General features: G+C 53.5%; 16 protein-coding genes. 12 read left to right on the forward strand and 4 right to left on the reverse strand.

Annotation, left to right across the window (positions count from 1 at the left end; all coding sequences use genetic code 11):
* Positions 1 to 3: 3 nt before the first annotated feature.
* Positions 4 to 2,076 (forward strand): beta-galactosidase, encoded by a 2,073-nt coding sequence (locus AC3RCL_RS04120; protein ID WP_492534621.1) that lies wholly within the window; start codon positions 4 to 6, stop codon positions 2,074 to 2,076.
* 333 nt (positions 2,077 to 2,409) lie between these two features.
* Positions 2,410 to 3,417, forward strand: coding sequence for a glycoside hydrolase family 53 protein (locus tag AC3RCL_RS04125; protein WP_492534622.1), 1,008 nt, complete (start codon positions 2,410 to 2,412; stop codon positions 3,415 to 3,417).
* Between the two features lie 74 nt (positions 3,418 to 3,491).
* On the opposite strand, the gene AC3RCL_RS04130 is transcribed toward AC3RCL_RS04125, so the two are convergent.
* The gene (locus AC3RCL_RS04130) at positions 3,492 to 3,962 is read right to left on the reverse strand and encodes a MarR family winged helix-turn-helix transcriptional regulator (protein ID WP_012819005.1); all 471 of its coding nucleotides are present in this window, start codon (positions 3,960 to 3,962) and stop codon (positions 3,492 to 3,494) included.
* A gap of 212 nt (positions 3,963 to 4,174) precedes the next feature.
* Between AC3RCL_RS04130 and AC3RCL_RS04135 the strand changes: the two genes are divergently transcribed.
* The 3 genes from AC3RCL_RS04135 (at position 4,175) to AC3RCL_RS04145 (ending at position 6,403) form a co-directional block, all read left to right on the forward strand.
* Positions 4,175 to 4,309 carry a hypothetical protein gene (locus AC3RCL_RS04135; RefSeq protein WP_283771835.1) on the forward strand — a complete coding sequence of 45 codons (135 nt, stop codon included), beginning with the start codon at positions 4,175 to 4,177 and terminating at the stop codon, positions 4,307 to 4,309.
* A gap of 82 nt (positions 4,310 to 4,391) precedes the next feature.
* The gene (locus AC3RCL_RS04140) at positions 4,392 to 5,123 is read left to right on the forward strand and encodes an ABC transporter ATP-binding protein (RefSeq protein WP_492534623.1); all 732 of its coding nucleotides are present in this window, start codon (positions 4,392 to 4,394) and stop codon (positions 5,121 to 5,123) included.
* A gap of 14 nt (positions 5,124 to 5,137) precedes the next feature.
* Positions 5,138 to 6,403, forward strand: a complete 1,266-nt coding sequence (locus AC3RCL_RS04145; protein ID WP_492534624.1) for an ABC transporter permease — start codon at positions 5,138 to 5,140, stop codon at positions 6,401 to 6,403.
* Positions 6,404 to 6,451: 48 nt separating this feature from the next.
* Here AC3RCL_RS04145 and AC3RCL_RS04150 read toward each other — a convergent pair whose 3' ends face one another.
* Positions 6,452 to 7,729, reverse strand: coding sequence for a BaiN/RdsA family NAD(P)/FAD-dependent oxidoreductase (locus AC3RCL_RS04150; protein WP_192569742.1), 1,278 nt, complete (start codon positions 7,727 to 7,729; stop codon positions 6,452 to 6,454).
* A gap of 210 nt (positions 7,730 to 7,939) precedes the next feature.
* On the opposite strand from AC3RCL_RS04150, the gene AC3RCL_RS04155 reads away from it, so the two are divergent.
* The 3 genes from AC3RCL_RS04155 (at position 7,940) to nadE (ending at position 11,345) form a co-directional block, all read left to right on the forward strand.
* Positions 7,940 to 9,664 carry a two-component system sensor histidine kinase NtrB gene (locus tag AC3RCL_RS04155; RefSeq protein ID WP_213580205.1) on the forward strand — a complete coding sequence of 575 codons (1,725 nt, stop codon included), beginning with the start codon at positions 7,940 to 7,942 and terminating at the stop codon, positions 9,662 to 9,664.
* 323 nt (positions 9,665 to 9,987) lie between these two features.
* Positions 9,988 to 10,422, forward strand: coding sequence for a BrxA/BrxB family bacilliredoxin (locus tag AC3RCL_RS04160; RefSeq protein ID WP_009594942.1), 435 nt, complete (start codon positions 9,988 to 9,990; stop codon positions 10,420 to 10,422).
* A 113-nt stretch (positions 10,423 to 10,535) separates the two neighbouring features.
* Complete coding sequence (gene nadE, locus AC3RCL_RS04165) at positions 10,536 to 11,345, forward strand: NAD(+) synthase (protein WP_009594931.1); 810 nt, start codon at positions 10,536 to 10,538, stop codon at positions 11,343 to 11,345.
* Positions 11,346 to 11,423: 78 nt separating this feature from the next.
* Here the strand turns inward: nadE and AC3RCL_RS04170 are convergent, their stop codons facing one another.
* On the reverse strand, positions 11,424 to 11,975 hold the full coding sequence (locus AC3RCL_RS04170) for a dihydrofolate reductase family protein (RefSeq protein WP_492534625.1): 552 nt from the start codon (positions 11,973 to 11,975) through the stop codon (positions 11,424 to 11,426).
* Positions 11,976 to 12,171: 196 nt separating this feature from the next.
* Between AC3RCL_RS04170 and acpS the strand changes: the two genes are divergently transcribed.
* The 3 genes from acpS (at position 12,172) to AC3RCL_RS04185 (ending at position 15,041) form a co-directional block, all read left to right on the forward strand.
* Positions 12,172 to 12,567: a holo-ACP synthase gene (acpS, locus tag AC3RCL_RS04175; RefSeq protein WP_096777114.1), complete on the forward strand. Its 396-nt coding sequence runs from the start codon at positions 12,172 to 12,174 to the stop codon at positions 12,565 to 12,567.
* Between the two features lie 25 nt (positions 12,568 to 12,592).
* On the forward strand, positions 12,593 to 13,741 hold the full coding sequence (gene mutY / locus AC3RCL_RS04180; RefSeq protein WP_492534626.1) for an A/G-specific adenine glycosylase: 1,149 nt from the start codon (positions 12,593 to 12,595) through the stop codon (positions 13,739 to 13,741).
* Between the two features lie 64 nt (positions 13,742 to 13,805).
* A complete protein-coding gene (locus tag AC3RCL_RS04185; RefSeq protein ID WP_096777014.1) occupies positions 13,806 to 15,041 on the forward strand; it encodes an MFS transporter in 1,236 nt (411 codons plus the stop codon).
* A 101-nt stretch (positions 15,042 to 15,142) separates the two neighbouring features.
* Here AC3RCL_RS04185 and AC3RCL_RS04190 read toward each other — a convergent pair whose 3' ends face one another.
* Complete coding sequence (locus AC3RCL_RS04190; protein WP_009594941.1) at positions 15,143 to 15,751, reverse strand: superoxide dismutase; 609 nt, start codon at positions 15,749 to 15,751, stop codon at positions 15,143 to 15,145.
* A 320-nt stretch (positions 15,752 to 16,071) separates the two neighbouring features.
* Between AC3RCL_RS04190 and AC3RCL_RS04195 the strand changes: the two genes are divergently transcribed.
* Entirely contained in the window at positions 16,072 to 18,639 is a 2,568-nt protein-coding gene (locus AC3RCL_RS04195; protein WP_492534627.1) for a hypothetical protein, read from the forward strand.
* Positions 18,640 to 18,661: the final 22 nt, after the last annotated feature.

Here is an 18,661-nt window from a genome sequence, read left to right on the forward strand (position 1 = left end):
ACTATGAAACGAACGTTTAATCCGATTAGCTCGCGCGTTCCGCACATGCTGCATGGCGCCGATTATAATCCGGAGCAATGGCTCCGTTATCCCGAAGTGCTCGAAGAGGATATCCGGCTGATGAAGCTGGCGAATTGCAACGTGATGTCCGTCGGCATATTTTCATGGGTTTCATTGGAGCCCGAGGAAGGGGTATTCACGTTTGATTGGCTTGACGGCGTATTGGACCGCTTTGCCGCCAATGGAATTTATGCTTTTCTGGCAACGCCAAGCGGCGCAAGACCGGCCTGGATGTCGGAGAAGTATCCCGAGGTGCTGCGCGTAAGCGAGAGGCGCGTTCGTAACCTGCACGGCTTCCGTCATAATCACTGTTATACTTCGCCGGTCTATCGGGAGAAGGTCCATACGATCAACAGGAAGCTTGCGGAGCGGTACGGCAATCATCCGGCCGTGATCGGCTGGCATATCTCGAATGAGTTTGGCGGCGATTGCCACTGCGACTACTGTCAGGACGCATTCCGGTCTTGGCTGCAGGCGAAGTACGCCACGCTGGATGACCTCAACCATGCCTGGTGGACCGCATTCTGGAGCCATACGATTACGAATTGGAGCCAGGTTGAATCTCCGTCGCCACACGGGGAGACGCAGGTCCATGGAATGAACCTGGATTGGAGACGGTTCGTAACCGATCAGACGGTGGATTTCATCCGGCACGAAACGGAACCCCTCCGCAGGGTCAATCCATCCCTTCCGGTGACGACCAACCTGATGGAATATTTTGAAGGACTGAATTACTGGAAGTTTGCCGATTTGCTGGACGTGGTATCCTGGGACAGCTATCCGACCTGGCATGATCAGGGCGGGGATGAGGCCGCGCAGGCAGCCCGCGTTGCCATGATGCACGATATCGTCCGCTCGATCAAAGGCGGGCAGCCGTGGATGCTGATGGAGAGCACCCCAAGTTTGACGAACTGGCAGCCGGTGAGCAAGCTGAAGCGTCCGGGTATGCATTTGCTGTCTTCCATGCAAGCCGTTGCCCATGGTTCGGATACGGTGCAATATTTTCAATGGCGCAAGAGCAGGGGATCGAGCGAGAAGCTGCACGGCGCCGTCGTCGATCATGTCGGTCATGAACACACGCGGGTGTTCGGCGACGTGGCTGAGGTCGGGGACTATCTCAACAAGATGGATGCCGTTGTAGGAACGGGCATTCCGGCGGAAGCGGCGGTCATTTTTGACTGGGAGAACCGCTGGGCCATCAACGATGCGCAAGGTCCGCGGAATAAGGGAGTCAAGTATGAGGAGACCGTGCAAGAGCACTACCGGGCTTTATGGAAGCAGGGAGTCCCGATGGATGTCATCGATATGGAGCAGGATTTCTCCGGATATAAACTGGTGGTCGCCCCCATGCTGTACATGGTGCGCCCAGGCGTGGGCGAACGGATTCAACAATTTGTGGAAGCGGGCGGCACATTTGTTGCGACGTATTGGTCGGGAATCGTCGACGAGTTTGACCTTTGCTTCCTTGGCGGATTTCCGGGTCCCCTTCGTAAGACGCTCGGCATATGGTCGGAGGAAATCGATGCTCTCCATGATCACGATGTCAATGGGATCGTAACGAATGACGGAGGGAGGATTGGGTTGGCCGAGGCCTATGAAGCCGTTGAGCTGTGCGACCTCATTCATCTGGAGACGGCGGAGGCGCTGGCCGTTTACCGGTCCGATTTCTATGCGGGACGGCCAGCATTGACGGTCAATCAGCTTGGGAAGGGCCGGGCCTATTATATCGCCTCCCGGAACAAGGAGCCTTTTCATTCCGATTTTTACAGGAAGCTCGTTGAACAGACAGGCGTCCGCCGGGCGCTGCCGGTGGAGCTGCCTTCGGGCGTAAGCTCATCCATTCGTACGGATGGAGAGTCGGATTACATTTTTGCGATGAACTTCTCTGGCGAAGCGAAGCGGGTCACGCTGGACGGAGCCGATTACCGTGATTTTATCTCGTGCGAAGCCCTAGGGGCAGAGCTAGAGTTGGCGCCTTACGGAGTGAAGGTGATCAAAAAAGGAGCGAGAGCGTAAGCCGGCTCAGCCTTCCAATGTTCCGATTCGTTTCAAAACATGCCTCTTCCAGGGACAGGTGCCTTCGTGCGAAGCCTGTCCCTTCATCATGCACCGCGCCGCTCATTTGCCTATTCCATGTGATCGTCCTTTCCGCACCGGATCTGACATTTCGGCCCCTTGCGCCGGGTTCATTTTGCTTGGAAAAGGACCGGATATGTTGGCATTATGCCCTGTTGCTCCATATGGAAAACGCTTACAATTAGAGTGTCGCTTGCGCAGTGAACGAAAAACCAAGGAGGTATCGTAATGACTGGAGTCGCGAAAGGAGTTTGGTTCAGGATGTTCCTTTGCATGTCAATGCTTGCATTAACGTTCGGCTTTTCGGGTAACGGCGCCGCCGAGGCGGCACCTGCCTTTGCAAAAGGTGCGGACATCAGCTGGGTTCCAGGTATGGAAGCTCAAGGGTATAAGTGGAAGGACAAGACAGGGGTTCAGCGCGATATTCTGGACATTCTGAAGAACGATTACCAGATCAATTCGGCAAGGATCCGTGTCTGGGTCAATCCCAACATGAATGATTACATGAACGGTTATCTGAATGCGGAAAAAGCCGCCGAGCTGGCCCAGCGTGCCAAGAATAAGGGCATGAGCATTATGCTTACGCTGCATTACAGCGATTCCTGGGCGGATCCGGGACAGCAGAACAAGCCCTATGCTTGGCGTAATTTTACTTTTCAGCAGCTGATGGATGCGGTCTATTCCCATACCGTCTATGTGATGAACACCATGAAGAACAAGGGCGTGACTCCGGATTGGGTACAGGTCGGCAACGAAACCAACAACGGAATGTTGTGGGAGGACGGCAAGGCCTCAGCGAACATGAAGAATTACGCATGGCTCGTCAATACGGGGCATAACGCGGTGAAGTCCGTCAGCAGCCAGACCAAGACGATCGTTCATTTATCGAATGGCTACGACAATGAATTGTTCAAGTGGAATATTGGCGGCTTGATCAGCAACGGCGCGAACTTCGATATTATCGGCATGTCGCTGTACCCGGAAGCGGGCGATTGGTCATCGAAGGTCGATCAGACGATAGCCAATGCCAAAGACATGACCGCCCGATATGGAAAAAGCATCATGATCAGCGAAATCGGCATGGATTACAATCAGCCGGCGGCAGCCAAGAGCTTTATCCAGAGCATCAAGACCAAGGTGAGAGGCTTAGCGGGAGGTACCGGGCTGGGCGTGTTCTACTGGGAGCCTGAAGCTACGCCGGGATACAATGCGGGATACAACAAGGGAGCCTGGCAGGCGGACGGGAAGCCGACCATTGCCTTGGAAGGCTTTAAAGACTGAGCGTTTCTAACCGGTACATTGAGCAAGAAGAACCCTGTTTCCGAGAAGGAGGAAGGGTTCTTCTCTTTGTTTTTTCAGCCCTGCTGGCGCACGATCTGCACCTGTTCCGCATGTTTTCCCATTTTGCCCAGCAGTCCGATCAGCTGGCGCTTCTCTTCCTCGTCCAATCCTCCCAAGGCATGCTGGATGTGTTGTTCATGCAGCGGGTACAGCTTCTGCATCAATTGCTCTCCGGACGGAGTCAGCTCGGCATAGATCACTCGTCTGTCCTCGGGGCAGGGTCTGCGGCGCACGTAGCCTTTTTCAACCAGCTTATCGACCACGTAAGTTACGTTTCCGCTCTGCAGGAGCAGCTGTGCCCCGATCTGCTGGATGGGCTGGCGGCCTTTATAGAACAGTACTTCCATTACGGCAAAAGAGGTTGGATTAAAGCCTTCGATTTTACTGCCATTCACGACATGTTCGTTGACGCTCTTGAATGACTTGGCAAACACCCGATACAGGTGCATCGCAAGCTGTGTATCGCGTTCATGTGACACCTTCATACATTCTCCCGCCTTTGGTATGGACTCATGTCCTGAATTACTTCAAATCTAAGATTACGCTGAAATGTACAAATGCAACATGTGATTTGTCACAATGCGGACGAAACATTTTTCATCCTCCGGCTCCGGCAGCCACGATGCCTCCAGCCCGATACGCCCTCCGCGCGCCGATCCTATAATGAAATTCAAATGGGAAGAAAAGGGTGGGGGACATGAAGCAAGCACAAACCGCAGAATACGCGGGGCTCAAACCGCTGCTGCTGTGCAAAGGCAGAATCGACAGGAAAGATGTTGCCGCTGCAGCAGGGAAAGGTATCCATATGGTCCCTGAAACGACTACGATATAATGCAAGAATGTTTCGCTAAATGCAACTAATCCTTGCCCTGATGCGTAATACTGGGAATAGAGACAACGGATGGGGTGTTAGGATGCATAAGATTCAAGAGAATGGACTTGGGCCTGAACCGGTGCTGAAGGTGGATATTCAGGAGGCAGGATACGAACCAAGCCGCCCGCGCATACGGGATATAACGTTTCAAGTGGTGCCCGGCGAGCTTCTGGGTTTGATCGGACCGAACGGAGCGGGGAAGAGCACGACCATTAAGACGGTGCTGGGGCTTCTTAAAGATAGCAAGGCCGACGTCTATATTGCGGGCAACCCTCCGCGATATGCTTACGTTCCCGAGCAGCCCGTGTTTTACGAGGACTTGACGCTGTGGGAGCATTTGGATCTGGCAGCCGCTGCTTTTGGAATGGACGATCAGCATTTCGAGGAGCAGGCCGCCCAGCTGCTTCGGCAGTTCGGCATGGAGTCGGTACGCCATGAACTGCCGGGAGGCTTCTCCAAAGGAATGAAGCAGAAGATGATGCTGATGATCGGCTTTCTCTCCAAACCCGACGTTTATATCGTAGACGAGCCGTTTATCGGTTTGGATCCCCGGGCAACGCGCGATTTCCTGAATTTGCTGCTCGAGGAGAGGCGCCGCGGCGCCGGTGTATTGATGTCTACCCATGTGCTGGATACCGCGGAGAGAATTTGCGATCGATTTGTGCTCATTTCCGCAGGACGGATTGCCTCGGAGGGCACGCTGGACCAAATCCGGCAGTCCGCTGAACTTCCCGGCGCATCGTTGTTTGACTGCTTCGATGCGCTGACATGAGGGGGATGATGGATATGGAACGATCACATCACTTCAGACATCCGGGCTCCCTCTTATGGCAAAGGGTGACCGCTCATTGGAAGAATCAGCGCGACAATCTGGCGACCGTGGTCGACTGGGTCGTGATGCTCTACATTATTGTCCCCGGCCTTCTCTTGGGAGGCGGGTTATACCGCGAGTTATGGACGAGCCCGCTTCCAGGATGGGTACAATTCCTGCCGCTGCAAGCGGTGGTAGCGATCCTGCTCTTCATGTTTTCCGGCAGAGTGCTGTTATTCTTTGAAGAGGCCGACACATTGTTTCTTCGCCAGCAGCGGGAATGGATGAAGGGGTTAATGATCGGAGGCATGGCGTACAGTCATGCGGTTTCAACGATCAAGGGTTTGTTCATTTCGGTGCTGGCGCTGCCGATTCTCGTCAGGGAACATGAAATTACCGGAACTGCACTGATGACATTGCTGGCCGTTACAGTCGTTTGCGCCTGGTGCGCCAACCTTTGGACGGCCATGATTCGTTCCCGTTATAAAGGCTGGCGGAAGCATCTGATGACGTATGTTGTACGCTGGCTATCATTCGGACTGCTGACTTTGCTTGTTACGTTTTGGCTTCAGTCCTATGTTGTGATATGGGCGGCGGTTTTGCTTCTACTCATACTGCTTTTTTTTCTCAGCCGAAAGCGTCTGGCCATGCAGGGGACCTTCCTGGCCGATGCGCGCGAAGATGCAAAGACTCGGGTCCAGCTGACGGAGAAGCTGTTGGTTCAAGCCGTCGGGAAACCGCCCAGCATACGAAGCAAAACCTGGTTTATGCGGAAGTCCGGCCGATTGTTCAAAGGCACGGCGGAGAAAAGGCTCGCTGACGCGGGGCTTAAAGCGATTTTGCGCCAACCTGAGAGCTTGTTATTGTACGTTCAGATTACGCTGGTCGGCATCCCGGCCGTCTGGCTGCCGCCGCTGATCATCAAAATCATCGTTTATGCCGCCCTTGTCTTGATGATGTCGTATTGGCTGAACACAAGATGGGCATTGTTTGCCAAAGCCGAATTCATGCATGTGCTTCCGTTTACGAATCAGCAGCATCGAGCCGCCGGCATTGTTGCGGTACGAGCTTTGCTCGCCGTTCCCGCATTTCTTTATTCGCTCGTGGCAGGGTTAACGCTTTTTCAGGGCGTAATGGGATGGCTCGCCGTGCTTGCATTGACCGTGCTTGCTCTCATGGTCGCGCCATCGCTCATGTCTTGGCCGGTATACAAGGAGGAGAAACGCCAACCTCAGGAATAATCAAAGCGCGCCGGAATGCTCCCGTCTACAGGGCATTCCGGCGCTTTTTTAATCGGCTATGTGCGATACGGACTCGGCGGCATGCTTGCCTGCCGTATATCCGGTCGCAAAGGCGGCCGTGATGTTGTAGCCGCCGGTGTATCCATGTATATCCATAATCTCGCCGCAGAAGAAGAGTCCGGGCATCAGCTTCGATTCCATGCTTTTGGGCTGGATTTCCTTGAGGCTGACGCCGCCGCCCGTCACGAAGGCCTCCTTCAGCGAACGGGTGCCTGAAGCGCGGAACGTAAACTTTTTAAGAACGGAGGCCAGGTTTTCCTGCGCGGCTTTGGATATGCCGCTGCAGATCATGTCGCTATCGATGGACGATTTGGATAACAGCAGCGGGATCATCCGCTCCGGCAGCATGCCCTTAAGCACGTTCTTGATGCTCTTTCGCGGCTCATCCTCCAATCGCCCTTTGAGCTCGGCCGCAAGCTCCGTTTGAGAGCGCTCGGGGAACATGTCGATGGCCATGTCCACGTTGACGACATCGAATTTCCGCTGCACCTGGCGGATGAACTGACTGCATCGAAGCGCGATCGGTCCGGACACCCCGAAATGGGTAAACAGCATATCTCCCCGGTGGGCAATCACTTTTTTTCCTTTCGGATTCCAGACGGACAGCTCCACCTCCCGCAGTGACAAGCCCTGCAGCTCTTTAGAGGCAATAAAAGGCTCGGTAGACACGATAGGCACCTCGGTCGGATACAGCTCCGTTATCGTATGGCCTGCGGCTTCAGCCCATGGATAACCGTCTCCCGTCGAACCGGTCTGGGGCACGGATTGCCCGCCGGTGGCAATGATCACGCAGGAAGAGTGGATCACTTCCCCGGATTTCAGCTCGACCCCGGCCGTCCGGCCGTTCTCATAGAGAACGCGGTTCACCGGGCTATTCGTCCGGATATCGGTACCGAGCTCCTTCACTTTGCCGATCAGGGCATTCACCACGCTGGAGGCTTTGTCCGTAACAGGGAACATGCGCCCGTTGTCTTCCTCCTTCAGCCGAATGCCAAGACCCTCGAAGAAGGTCATGATGTCCCTGTTGTTCCAATGCTGAAAAGCGCTGTACAAAAAGCGTCCGTTCCCCGGAATGTTGGCAATCAATTCATCCTGTTCTTTGGCATTCGTGACATTGCATCTTCCGCCGCCCGAGATGCCAAGCTTACGGCCTAGCTTGTCCCCTTTGTCGATCAAGAGGACAGAAGCTCCTCTTTCCCCTGCAGCCACGCAGGACATCAATCCGGAAGGTCCGCCTCCGACGACGATAATATCATAATCAAGCATGTTTGCTCATAGCTCCTTTGGGGGTATATCAATTAATAGATGGATCTTATTATATAGGATATTCACGAATTATCCCAAACCTCATGGATAGGACATAAGACGTGGGACTCCTTCGCCGCTGCAGGAATTTACAAGATATTGTAATATGATGTCGCCTGTGCTTTAATCAGAAATATTAGATGCGTTGTCCAATTGAGGTGATGGATCACTGTGCTGAGCCTATGGAAAGATATTTTGCTGCAAGTTTTGCTGTCTGGTACACTCATCTTTCATCTGCCGCTTCTCCTCGACAGACATCTAAAGTGCCTGAACAAGAAGAACCCGGATGATCTGCTTCGATTTCGCAAGCATATTGTCATTGCCAGCGGAATCAGCACCGTATTGTGCGTCTTGATTTCTGCAATGAGCGATTATTACGTTCCGATCCATCTTGGCGTGATCCCGTTATTTTTAGGCATATTATATGGAAGCAGGAGTTCAGGGCTATGTCTTGCAGTAATTTATGCCACAAGCCATGGGCTGATTAACGGCTGGTCAACGACTGGCCTCGTTCTGAATTTGCTTGTCTTGGGATACTCGCTATTACCTAGGGTATCCTCCAATTTCAAGCAAGGCTCCATGACCGAAAAGATTTATTGGCTCTGGAGCGCGCTCGTTCCGGCTATGCTGATTATTGTAGCCTGCCACGCGATGGAAGGAAAGGCTAGGAATGACGATCTGAATCCGGACACGATTCTGGTGACCATTCTGTATATGCTGATCGGCATTTTTTATTCGGGCGTGATCGTGTATTGGATCGAATTAACCTCTGGGCGTCTGGCTTCGGGCCAGTACGACGTGAAGGGCGGAGAGATTGCTTCATTAACGAAAATGATGGAGATGATTCCTTTAGGGATGGTTGCGGTGGATCGCAGCGGCAATATCATCGCCTTTAATCAACCGCTTATCCGCAGCTTTCGAAGCGTGTTTCCCAATCTGACCACCAAGGATGTCATCGGCAGGCCGTTGTTCGACTTGTTGGAGGGCATGATTCAAAAGGAACATCTGCGCAGCCGATTTCAGAGAGCCATAAACGGTGTCGAAAGCACCGGGGAAATTATGCGCAGCGCTACTAGAGTGTATTCTACCGGCATTTATCCGCTTATACATAATGGGAACGGCGACATCATGGGTGCGGTAGGCATTATGGAAGACATTACGGAGCTTGAGAAGCTCCGCACGGAATTTATTAATGTAGAACGGTTAAGCTTGGTCGGCCAAATGGCGGCAAGCATCACCCACGAGATTCGCAACCCGATGGCTGTCGTGCGCGGATTCCTGCAGCTTATGAAAGAGAAGAGTCCGGATACGCTGGATCATTATTACCGGATCGTCATGGAAGAGCTCGATCGGGCCAATGGCATCATCAGCGACTTTTTGTCCCTGGCCCAGAACCGGGCAGCCGAGAAAGAAGAGTGCCACCTTCATGACATTATCCATGAGCTCAGCCCGCTCTTGTGGGCGGACGCCAATTTGCGCGGACAGAACATCGAGCTGAAACTGGGAACCGGCATTCCCGAACTGTATCTGAATGCCAAGGAAATGAAGCAGCTCATTCTGAACTTGTGCCGCAATGGGATGGAGGCCATGGATGACAAGGGGACGTTGACGATCGAAACCCGGCTGGAAGGAGACCTCGCCCAGTTGTATGTGGCGGATACCGGAATCGGCATACCGGAGAATGAGCTGGAGCGCTTGTTTGAACCTTTCTTTACCACGAAGAGCAAGGGGACGGGGCTTGGACTCGCCCTGTGCATGAGCATTGTACAGCGTCATCATGGAACGATAGACGTAAAATCGCACCTAGGCGAGGGCACGGTGTTCATCATTTCTTTTCCTGTCCGCTCGTACCCGCACGGCCTGACGGAATCCCAGAGCGCTGCCGCTTCCGAATAAACGGTCTGTTAATTACGCATCATAAGGCAGAGCTCAGGGTAAAGGAGGGATTCGGATGAGTAAGAACGATTCCAAGCAACAGGAGCAGCAGGAGCGTGAAAACAAAGATCGCCGTGGCGAGCCCATCGTTGACAAGAAAAAGGACGGGGTAAACTATCCTGCTACCTAGTATGATGATTGAAGCAAGAAGACGGGCGGTATCCCATTTTGTGATGCTGCTCGTTTTGTATTTTCTTGCTTTCACTCTTTAGGATTGTATAATATAGATATCGATGAGCTGTTATAATTCGAACAATCTTGTTTATATAAGGAGTGAAGCAGTTATGGGTATGTCTTTTGACCGATATATGCGCGATATGGTTCAACCGATGCGGGATGAACTGACCAGTTTGGGAATCAAGGAGCTCACAACACCTGAAGAGGTGGAAGAAGTGCTTCCGGAGGCGAAAGGCACAACGCTGGTCGTTGTAAACTCCGTATGCGGATGCGCAGCAGGGCAAGCACGTCCTGGTGTAGCCATTGCGCTTGAGAACCAGGTGAAGCCGGATCATTTGTATACCGTGTTCGCCGGACAGGATAAGGAAGCAACGGCGAAAGCCCGTGAGTATTTTGCTCCGTATCCTCCGTCCTCCCCATCGATTGCGCTGCTGAAGGACGGGGAATTGGTACACTTTATTGAGCGTCATCAAGTGGAGAACCGTTCCGCCGAGGAAATCGCCGCAGATTTGACCGACGCATTCAATCGCTACTGCCAGTAATTCGGCAGTTACATAGGCCCCGAAGCATTCGGCATATTCCGAAGCCGCGGGGCTTTTGTTGTATGAATGAAGTACTTAAGTTAGAGAGAACATACTGAAAGGAGTCATCTATCATGAGCCTGCAAGAACAAATTATCGCTGAACTGGGTGTCAAGCCTACGATTAACGTGGAGGAAGAGGTACGCAAGCGCGTGGATTTCCTGAAAAACTACGTGAAGAACTCCGGCACTTCCGGACTGCTGATCGCCATTAGCGGCGGGATCGATTCGGCCGTAGCCGCCGGCCTGTGCAAGCGGGCTACAGACGAGCTCACGGAGGAGAACGGCAAGGAATACAAGACGCTCGGGGTGTTCCAGCCATACGGCGAACAGGCCGATATTTCCGACAGCTACGCAACGGCGAAGGCCTTCGATTTGAAATATACCGTCGAGACCAATATCGAGGAGGCGGTGAACGAGGTTGCTTTGGAAGTGGAGCATGGCCTGAAGAATATCGGCGTCCATCAACATATGAGTATCCCCGGCAAAGGCAATGTGAAGGCCAGAGTGCGTATGGTGGTACAATATGCGCTGGCATTCGAGCAGAATTTGATCGTTGTCGGCACGGACCATGCATCCGAGGCGATTACCGGCTTCTATACCAAGTGGGGGGACGGCGCAGTGGACATTACGCCGCTGAGTTCCCTGAACAAGCGTCAGGTTCGCATGCTTGCATCCTATTTGGGGGTACCGCAATCGATTCTGGACAAAGCGCCTTCTGCCGGACTTTGGGAAGGACAGACGGACGAGAAAGAGCTCGGAATCAGCTATGATGATAACAGCGACTATCTGGAAGGCAAAACGATCAATCCCGAGGTTCAGCAGAAGCTTGAGAGCTATTACGTCAAAACGGCGCACAAGCGCAATACGATTCCAGGCATCTAACATAACCATATCCCAAGCGCAACAAGCCTTTCGGAGGATCATCCCATCCCCCGGAAGGCTTTATATTTTTTATAGAGACTAGTTATATATGATGTTGTAGGTCGGTTTGAGAACGCCGTTGGCATATTGCTTCATATCGATCAAATCGAACTTCAACCTGGGTTTGACACTGCCGAATAACGGAACACCGTCACCAACCATCACTGGATTAATTTTTAAAACAAGCTGATCGATGAGTTTATGCTGGAGCAGGCTTCCTGCCAATTCTCCGCCGCCGCACAGCCACAGCTTGCCGTCTGCCTGTTCTTTGAGATGACGGATGAAGGGGATGGCGTCCTCCTTGATCAATTCAACCTCATCGTTGGATTCGAATTCTAACGAACGTGAGAATATATAATGCTTAAGACCTTTGTAACCTGGCTCCCCCGGCTTAGCCCCCATCTTAAAACCAAACGCATACGTTTTTCCGCCCATGAGGACCGCCTCATAGTCCTGGATTTCCGCTAGAAAGTCCGGAACATGTTCCCCATCGAATAAAAAAAGGGTCTGATCGATTCTTCCCTCCATCATGGCCTGATCTGCGATAAAATAGTCAAGCGAAACGGCAACGTGATAAATTAATGTACCCAAAACATGATTCCTCCTTTGTTTTATATGCTGTTTTGTTCAGTTTATATGGATAAAATTTGAAATACAACAAATGTATTTAATTCATGCTGTTGTAACACCGTAGTCTCGCGTTGGCGGACATCGACTGCTACAATAAGAAAGAGTGTTTATTTTTTTGGAACAGGAAGACTGGATCAACGAAGGGGAGCAGACGATTGTGATCTACGGAATCGGGCATGATGTGCTGGACATGAAGCGAATGGAGACGTTGATGACAGGCCCGCATGGAGAGAAGTTCATTCAGCGCGTGCTTACGCAGCAAGAGCAGGCCGTTGCCGCTAAGAAGGGGGCAAGACGGACGGAGTTTATTGCCGGGCGTTTTGCTGCCAAGGAGGCGATATCCAAGGCATTTGGCTGCGGAATCGGCCGCCTGATCGGATTCCATGACATGGAAGTAATGCCGGGTGCTCTCGGCAGGCCGGAAGCCAGTCTGTCCAAGGAAGCCTGGGACCGCCTGGGCTTGGGGGGCCCCGCCCATTATGCGATTCATTTGACGATTTCCCATCAGGCCACGCTGGCTTCCGCCTTCGCCGTGGTGGAGAAGATCAAGTAAGGAAGACGAAGGAGATTACGAATAGATGCATAACACGGAACACAAACGATACTTCAGCCAAGAGCTGCTGGATTGGTATGAAATCAATAAACGGGATCTGCCATGGCGCAGGCATCGCGATCCTTATTATATATGGGTATCTGAAATTATGCTGCAGCAGACCCGGGTAGATACGGTGATCCCGTATTTCCATCGGTTTATCGAGCGGTTTCCGACGATCCAATCGCTTGCGGACGCGCCGGAGGACGATGTATTGAAATGCTGGGAGGGTCTGGGCTATTATTCCCGCGCACGCAACCTTCAGGCTGCCGCTAGACAAGTGACGGAGCAGTACGATGGCGTGATGCCCAGCGGCAAAGACGAAGTGTCGGGTCTGAAAGGGATAGGGCCCTATACCTCGGGCGCCATTCGCAGCATCGCGTTCAACATTCCGGCCGCGGCCGTGGACGGCAACGTGATGCGCGTGCTTTCCCGTTATTTTTTGATCGAGGAAGATATCATGAAAGTGAAAACCCGTACTAAGATGGAGGATCTGGTGCTGACGCTGGTTCCGGATGGACGGGCCTCGGATTTCACCCAGGCGCTGATGGAGCTGGGGGCCTTGATCTGTACGCCGAAGTCGCCCAAATGCCTGGTATGTCCGGTCATGGAGCATTGTTCGGCCAGGCTGGAGGGCAAAGAGGAATCGCTTCCTATTAAAACGAAGGCCAAGCCGCCGCGCCCTGAATACCGTCTTACCGCGATTGTAGAGGGCACCGGCGTGCACGAAGGCAAGATCCTGATCCGCAAGCGTCCAGCCGCCGGTTTATTGGCCGGGATGTGGGAGCTGCCGCATGTGATCGTACCGGCCGATGGGAGCAGCGTACCGGCTGCAATGCCCGAGGAGACGGCGATGGTCCGCTTGCGCGATGCCTTGCTGGAGGATGGGGTCCCGGTCCAGCCGATCGGCCATGTGATGGACGCGGAGCATACCTTTAGCCATATTCAATGGAATATGGGCGTATACCGCTGTAAGTGGCAGGATGTGCCGCCGGCAGTCCTGCAGGCTGCGGAAAGCGCGGCTGCATATGAGACGGGCGAAGAGAATTTCCGGTGGATTCACGTTCAGGATATGGAGCGTTACGCATTTCCCAATGTATTCATCCGGATTCTGAATGCCTATTTCTCATCTTGAAGCCGCTTTTGCCTTTTTCATTAGGATGTAATGCAGAAGAGGTTTGTAAGGAGTCGTGAAGCTTTTGCATAGTTGGAAGAATGCGTTGTTGTACATTTTTGGCATCGGGATCTCCAATCTCGGGAACTGGATCTATCTGGTTGCCATCAATTTGCTCGTGCTCCACATGACGGGGTCTCCCGCGGCAGTAGCCGGATTGTTCATCATCCGGCCGCTCGCTACCCTGTTGACCAACTCCTGGGCGGGCAGCATCATCGACAGGGCGAACAAGCGCAGGCTTATGATGATCACCGATGTGATCCGGGGGGCCTTGATCGCCCTGATTCCCTTCATGTCCTCGGTGTGGGGCATCTATGGCATCATGTTTCTGATTAACGTGGCAGGCTCTTTCTTTGGGCCTACGTCCATGACGTACGTAACGAAGCTGATTCCGGCAGAGGAACGAAAGCGGTTCAACGCATGGTCCAGCTTTACGACTTCCGGCGCGGTATTGCTTGGACCCGCCTTATCCGGCCTGTTGATCGCCTACACGGATATTCGGGTCAGCATCGTCATCAATGCGGTATCCTTCCTGATCTGTGCGCTTGTCATCTATTTCCTTCCCGATGTGGATGAAGAGGAGGCGGCAGACAGCAAGCGGGAGGCCATGACGATGAGAATGCTGCTTCGGGACTGGGCCGCGGTGATCGATTTCGGAAAGGCCGCGAAGTATTTTATGCTCGTATACGTGCTGTTTCAATCCGCCACGCTGCTCGGTTTTGCGCTTGATTCCCAGGAGGCCACGTTCATTAAGCAGGTGCTGCTCCTCGGCGACGAGGATTACGGATTGCTTGTCAGCGTTGCGGGAGCAGGGTATCTGGCAGGCTCGATGGCTGCCTCTTTATCCGTTAAACGGCTGTCGCTGCGTATGTTTATCGGTGCAGGGATGCTCCTGTCGAGCATCGGTTATATGATCTTCTATGCGGCATCGGGCCTCATGACGGCCGTAATCGGTTTTATCGTGTTTGGTTTCTTCTCTTCGTATGCCAACGCGGGCTATACCACCTTTTTTCAAAACCAGGTCCCCGTTGATCTCATGGGACGCTTTACGAGCGTGACCCGACTGCTGGAAGGGATGCTGCAGATTCTCTTCACGCTCCTGCTCGGTTTTGCCGCCGATGCCTGGTCGCTGCAGGCCGTATGCCTGATCGGTGCAGGCGCAGCGGTTCTGTCCTCGGCCATGCTGCTGGCGGTCATCTACTCGCCGTCCAAAGCGCGTTATTATGAGACCGGCCCTGCGGCAGCGGCAAACGATGCGTAGGAGAATTCAATGAAAATGAAAAGGCTGCTTTCGCGGTAGACAGGGTCTACGGCGGAGAGCAGCCTTTTTTGTGATATGAGATCGGTTGTCGTCAGGCGATATTACTTCGCGTTGTCGTAACGTTTGCCGACTTCTTCCCAGTTTACAACATTCCAGAATGCGGAGATGTAGTCCGGACGTTTGTTTTGATATTTCAGGTAGTAAGCATGCTCCCAAACGTCCAGGCCGAGGAGAGGAGTTTGACCTTCCATGATCGGGCTGTCTTGGTTAGGAGTGCTGGTTACCGCCAGTTTGCCGTCTTTAACAACGAGCCAAGCCCAGCCGCTGCCGAAACGAGTTGTAGCCGCTTTGGCGAAATCTTCCTTGAATTTATCGAAGCCGCCGAGCTCGCTGTTGATGGCATCAGCCAAAGCGCCGGTTGGTTGCCCGCCGCCGTTTGGTCCGATCACTTCCCAGAACAGGGAGTGGTTAGCATGGCCGCCGCCGTTGTTGCGAACCGCTGTGCGGATGCTTTCCGGTACAGCATCAAGGTTGCCGATCAGATCCTCAAGGGATTTGCCTTGAAGCTCAGGAGCGTTCTCAAGAGCAGCGTTCAAGTTGGTTACGTAGGTATTATGGTGGCGATCATGGTGGATCTCCATCGTTTGTGCGTCGATGTGGGGCTCGAGCGCGTCGTTTGCGTAAGGAAGTGCTGGTAATTGAAATGCCATAGTAAAAACCTCCTGTAAATTTAGTTTTTGGTTATGATGAAAGGCCTTCCTTCATCAGGAAGCCTTTATCATCCCGGAGCAATGGAATATGTAATCCGGCTACACTACATATATTAAACCGTTTTGGGTGATTAAATCAACTTTTATGTTTGAAAAGTCCGCGAGAGCCGATTTAAGGCCTAAAGAATGTTGTTTCGCCGCAATGGAAAATGATGAAAAACTTTCCTAAGAAAGTTGTCGTTATATATATAGCCTTGAAGAAATCTGTACTTATAGATGGAGCATGAAAGGGATAGATCGAGGTAGAAAGGAGTCGTAACATGAATAGTACAAAGTTCAGAGTGACGGCCATCTTGATGGCTGCGATTCTGGCTGCGGCACCGCAAGTCGAAGCTGCTGCATCTAAGACGGAGACATCGCAAATCGCGAAGTCAGCCGCGCAGAAAAATGCAAATCTGGCCTGGAGCGTGAAGCTGGGCAGCAACGTCACGGCGAAGCTCGACCATGCCGACGTATGGCAGCAAAACGGGTCGCATGCGGCGGTATTTACCCTGACTTATAAAAATGGGGGCAAGAGCGCGGCGCGCCTGGTATCTTATTTTCCCAAGGTGGTCCTTCCCGGCGGTTCCGTGAGCGCGGCCAATCCCATTTCCAAGGACCTGGCCAAGAAAAAGGTAGAGCCCGGGCAAAGCGTGAGCGTCACTTACTATGCGAAGACCGACAGCAGCTCTTTGGCCGGCATGAAGCTGGTCATGGACGTATGGAATCCGCAGGTCAAAGGCTACCTGCAGCGCGTCGGAACGTACAGAATGCCCGCCAATTATTCCGCTGCCGTCCCAACGGGCTCAAGCACCAAGCTGAAGCTGGGCGGAACGCCGGTTACCGTAAAGGCGGAATCGCTGGAGATCATCAAGTACGACGGCAAAGTCATCGCCAAAGTCGGGATGTATATGACTAATCATGGCGGCAAGGTATGGAACGATCGGGGATTCGAGCCGCATTTGGTAACGGCAAGCGGCAATTCGTTCCCTCTGCGTCATGAGGCGGGGGCAGAGGGGGTGCCTGTCCAGCCCAAAGAAAAGAAACTGGTTTACTACATAACGGAAGTTCCCTCTTACCTGAAGACGGCCGGCCTGCGTTTCTTATGGACCGAAAACGATGACACGCTGAAGCTGTCCCTGCCTGTCGCCTCATTCAAGCTGCCGGCGGCAACAGCTCCGAAGTGGGACGTCAAGGCGGGCGAAGCCAAGAAGTTGACCATCCGGGGGATTCCGGTCGATGCCAGAATCCGCCAGTCTTCGCTGCGTGCCTCCGGGGGACAGGGCATATGGACCATCGAGATGGCCTTCAAGAACAAAGGAAAAAAATCGGTGGAGGTTCCGGCCTACGAGTTCGCGATTAAAGCGTCCGAAGGCTCCTTCCATCCTTATACGCCGGACGCCAAAGCGGGCTTGACGCTCCGCCCGGGGGAAGAGAAAACGATGGTGATGGAAATCGCGCTTCCGCTTGATCTCAAGCAGGACCGGCTGAAACTGCAAATGATCGGGGCATCAGGCACGGCCGGCTCATCCAAACCGCCCGCGAATCCGGGTGAGTCGGGCAGCGAGCCGACCTCAGAGGTCCAGGAGCCGTTGACCCTCCCGATTGCATACTTTGCCCTCCCGTACCAAACGGAACGCAAGTCATCCATCGGCGTGGAATACGGCGCGCAGTCGGCCAAAGGATTTGCGTACACGCTGGAATCCATCCAGCGCCTGCCGTGGCAGGACCAGGACCTGATCGTGGCGAAGCTGCGGCTGCGGAATACCCAGGAATCCAAATCGCTGCCGCTGCCTGAGCTTAAAGCGAACGTCACGGCGGATGAAAAAACAAGCTTGGCCGGCCCGGAGGTCATCGCTGAGGAGCAGGGCTCCCTGATTGCGCCGGGGGCATCAACCGAGGTGTACGTCATGGCGCGGATCCCGTATACGAAGGATATACGTTCGCTCCGTTTCGAGCTGTTTACGCAGCAGGAGGCGGCCAAAACGTCGTTCCTGACCATGACCACGTCCGGGATGATGCAGTCGATCGGCGTTCTGGAGAAAGGGAAGCCGTATACGGTCACGGCTGCGGGTAAACGTGCGGAGGCACAAGAACGGCGGACGGTCATCTATGAAGGAGCAGATTCCGATATCGTCTATTCGGAATTCGTGCTGACCAGCAACGAACAGCGCCGCGTTCAAGCCGCAGTGCTGAAGGGGTACTTCCAAAGCGCGGACGGCAGGATTTATGAAGCGGAGACCCTTCAGCCGGAAGCGGCCCTTCAGCCGGGATCCAGGCAGTCGATCGTCTTTTGGGCCCGAGTGCCGAAAGGGGCTGCCAGCGAATTGGGCCTGGCCCTCGGCACGGCGATGTCCGGAGGCAAGCTTGCGGAAACGGGCAAGGACGCTACGGGTGTGCTGGGCGTGAAAAAATTGATGCTGAATCCGGCCAGACCTGCGGCAAGCTCCGGCCTGACGCAGCTCGATTGGTATCCTTACAGCGTTTCGGTCACGAAAGCTGCCGGACATTTACAGGAGGGCAGTTCCACCATATCGCTCAATGCCACGTTGGATGTGAAACGGAGCGAGAGCATTGCGGCCGCGGATTCCGGCCGCAAGCTGATACTCATCATCAAGGACAGCCTCGGACAAACACAGGAGCGGACGCTTACGCCAGGCACCGATATCCAAGTGCCGGGCACCCGGTCGATATCGATGGAGCTGACGGACGAGCAGTACAAAAAGCTCCGCGGCGGCTGGTTTAACTTGACCCTTGTGGACGAATTCCAGAACGAGCGGATTACGCTGGGCAGCCAGAGCTACAACCTGACGTTCCAGCCCCTTCTGGACCCGAACGAGGAGAGATAGACTAAGAACCGGAAAGGAATAG

It is taken from the genome of Paenibacillus sp. MT86 (assembly GCF_058792535.1).

Excerpts from the sequence above, each read along its gene's own strand:
- AC3RCL_RS04120 (WP_492534621.1), top strand. The coding sequence starts at position 4 with ATGAAACGAACGTTTAATCCGATTAGCTCGCGCGTTCCGCACATGCTG.
- AC3RCL_RS04125 (WP_492534622.1), top strand. The coding sequence starts at position 2,410 with ATGTCAATGCTTGCATTAACGTTCGGCTTTTCGGGTAACGGCGCCGCC.
- AC3RCL_RS04130 (WP_012819005.1), bottom strand. The coding sequence starts at position 3,962 with ATGAAGGTGTCACATGAACGCGATACACAGCTTGCGATGCACCTGTAT.
- AC3RCL_RS04135 (WP_283771835.1), top strand. The coding sequence starts at position 4,175 with ATGAAGCAAGCACAAACCGCAGAATACGCGGGGCTCAAACCGCTGCTG.
- AC3RCL_RS04140 (WP_492534623.1), top strand. The coding sequence starts at position 4,392 with ATGCATAAGATTCAAGAGAATGGACTTGGGCCTGAACCGGTGCTGAAG.
- AC3RCL_RS04145 (WP_492534624.1), top strand. The coding sequence starts at position 5,138 with ATGGAACGATCACATCACTTCAGACATCCGGGCTCCCTCTTATGGCAA.
- AC3RCL_RS04150 (WP_192569742.1), bottom strand. The coding sequence starts at position 7,729 with ATGCTTGATTATGATATTATCGTCGTCGGAGGCGGACCTTCCGGATTG.
- AC3RCL_RS04160 (WP_009594942.1), top strand. The coding sequence starts at position 9,988 with ATGGGTATGTCTTTTGACCGATATATGCGCGATATGGTTCAACCGATG.
- nadE (WP_009594931.1), top strand. The coding sequence starts at position 10,536 with ATGAGCCTGCAAGAACAAATTATCGCTGAACTGGGTGTCAAGCCTACG.
- mutY (WP_492534626.1), top strand. The coding sequence starts at position 12,593 with ATGCATAACACGGAACACAAACGATACTTCAGCCAAGAGCTGCTGGAT.
- AC3RCL_RS04190 (WP_009594941.1), bottom strand. The coding sequence starts at position 15,751 with ATGGCATTTCAATTACCAGCACTTCCTTACGCAAACGACGCGCTCGAG.
- AC3RCL_RS04195 (WP_492534627.1), top strand. The coding sequence starts at position 16,072 with ATGAATAGTACAAAGTTCAGAGTGACGGCCATCTTGATGGCTGCGATT.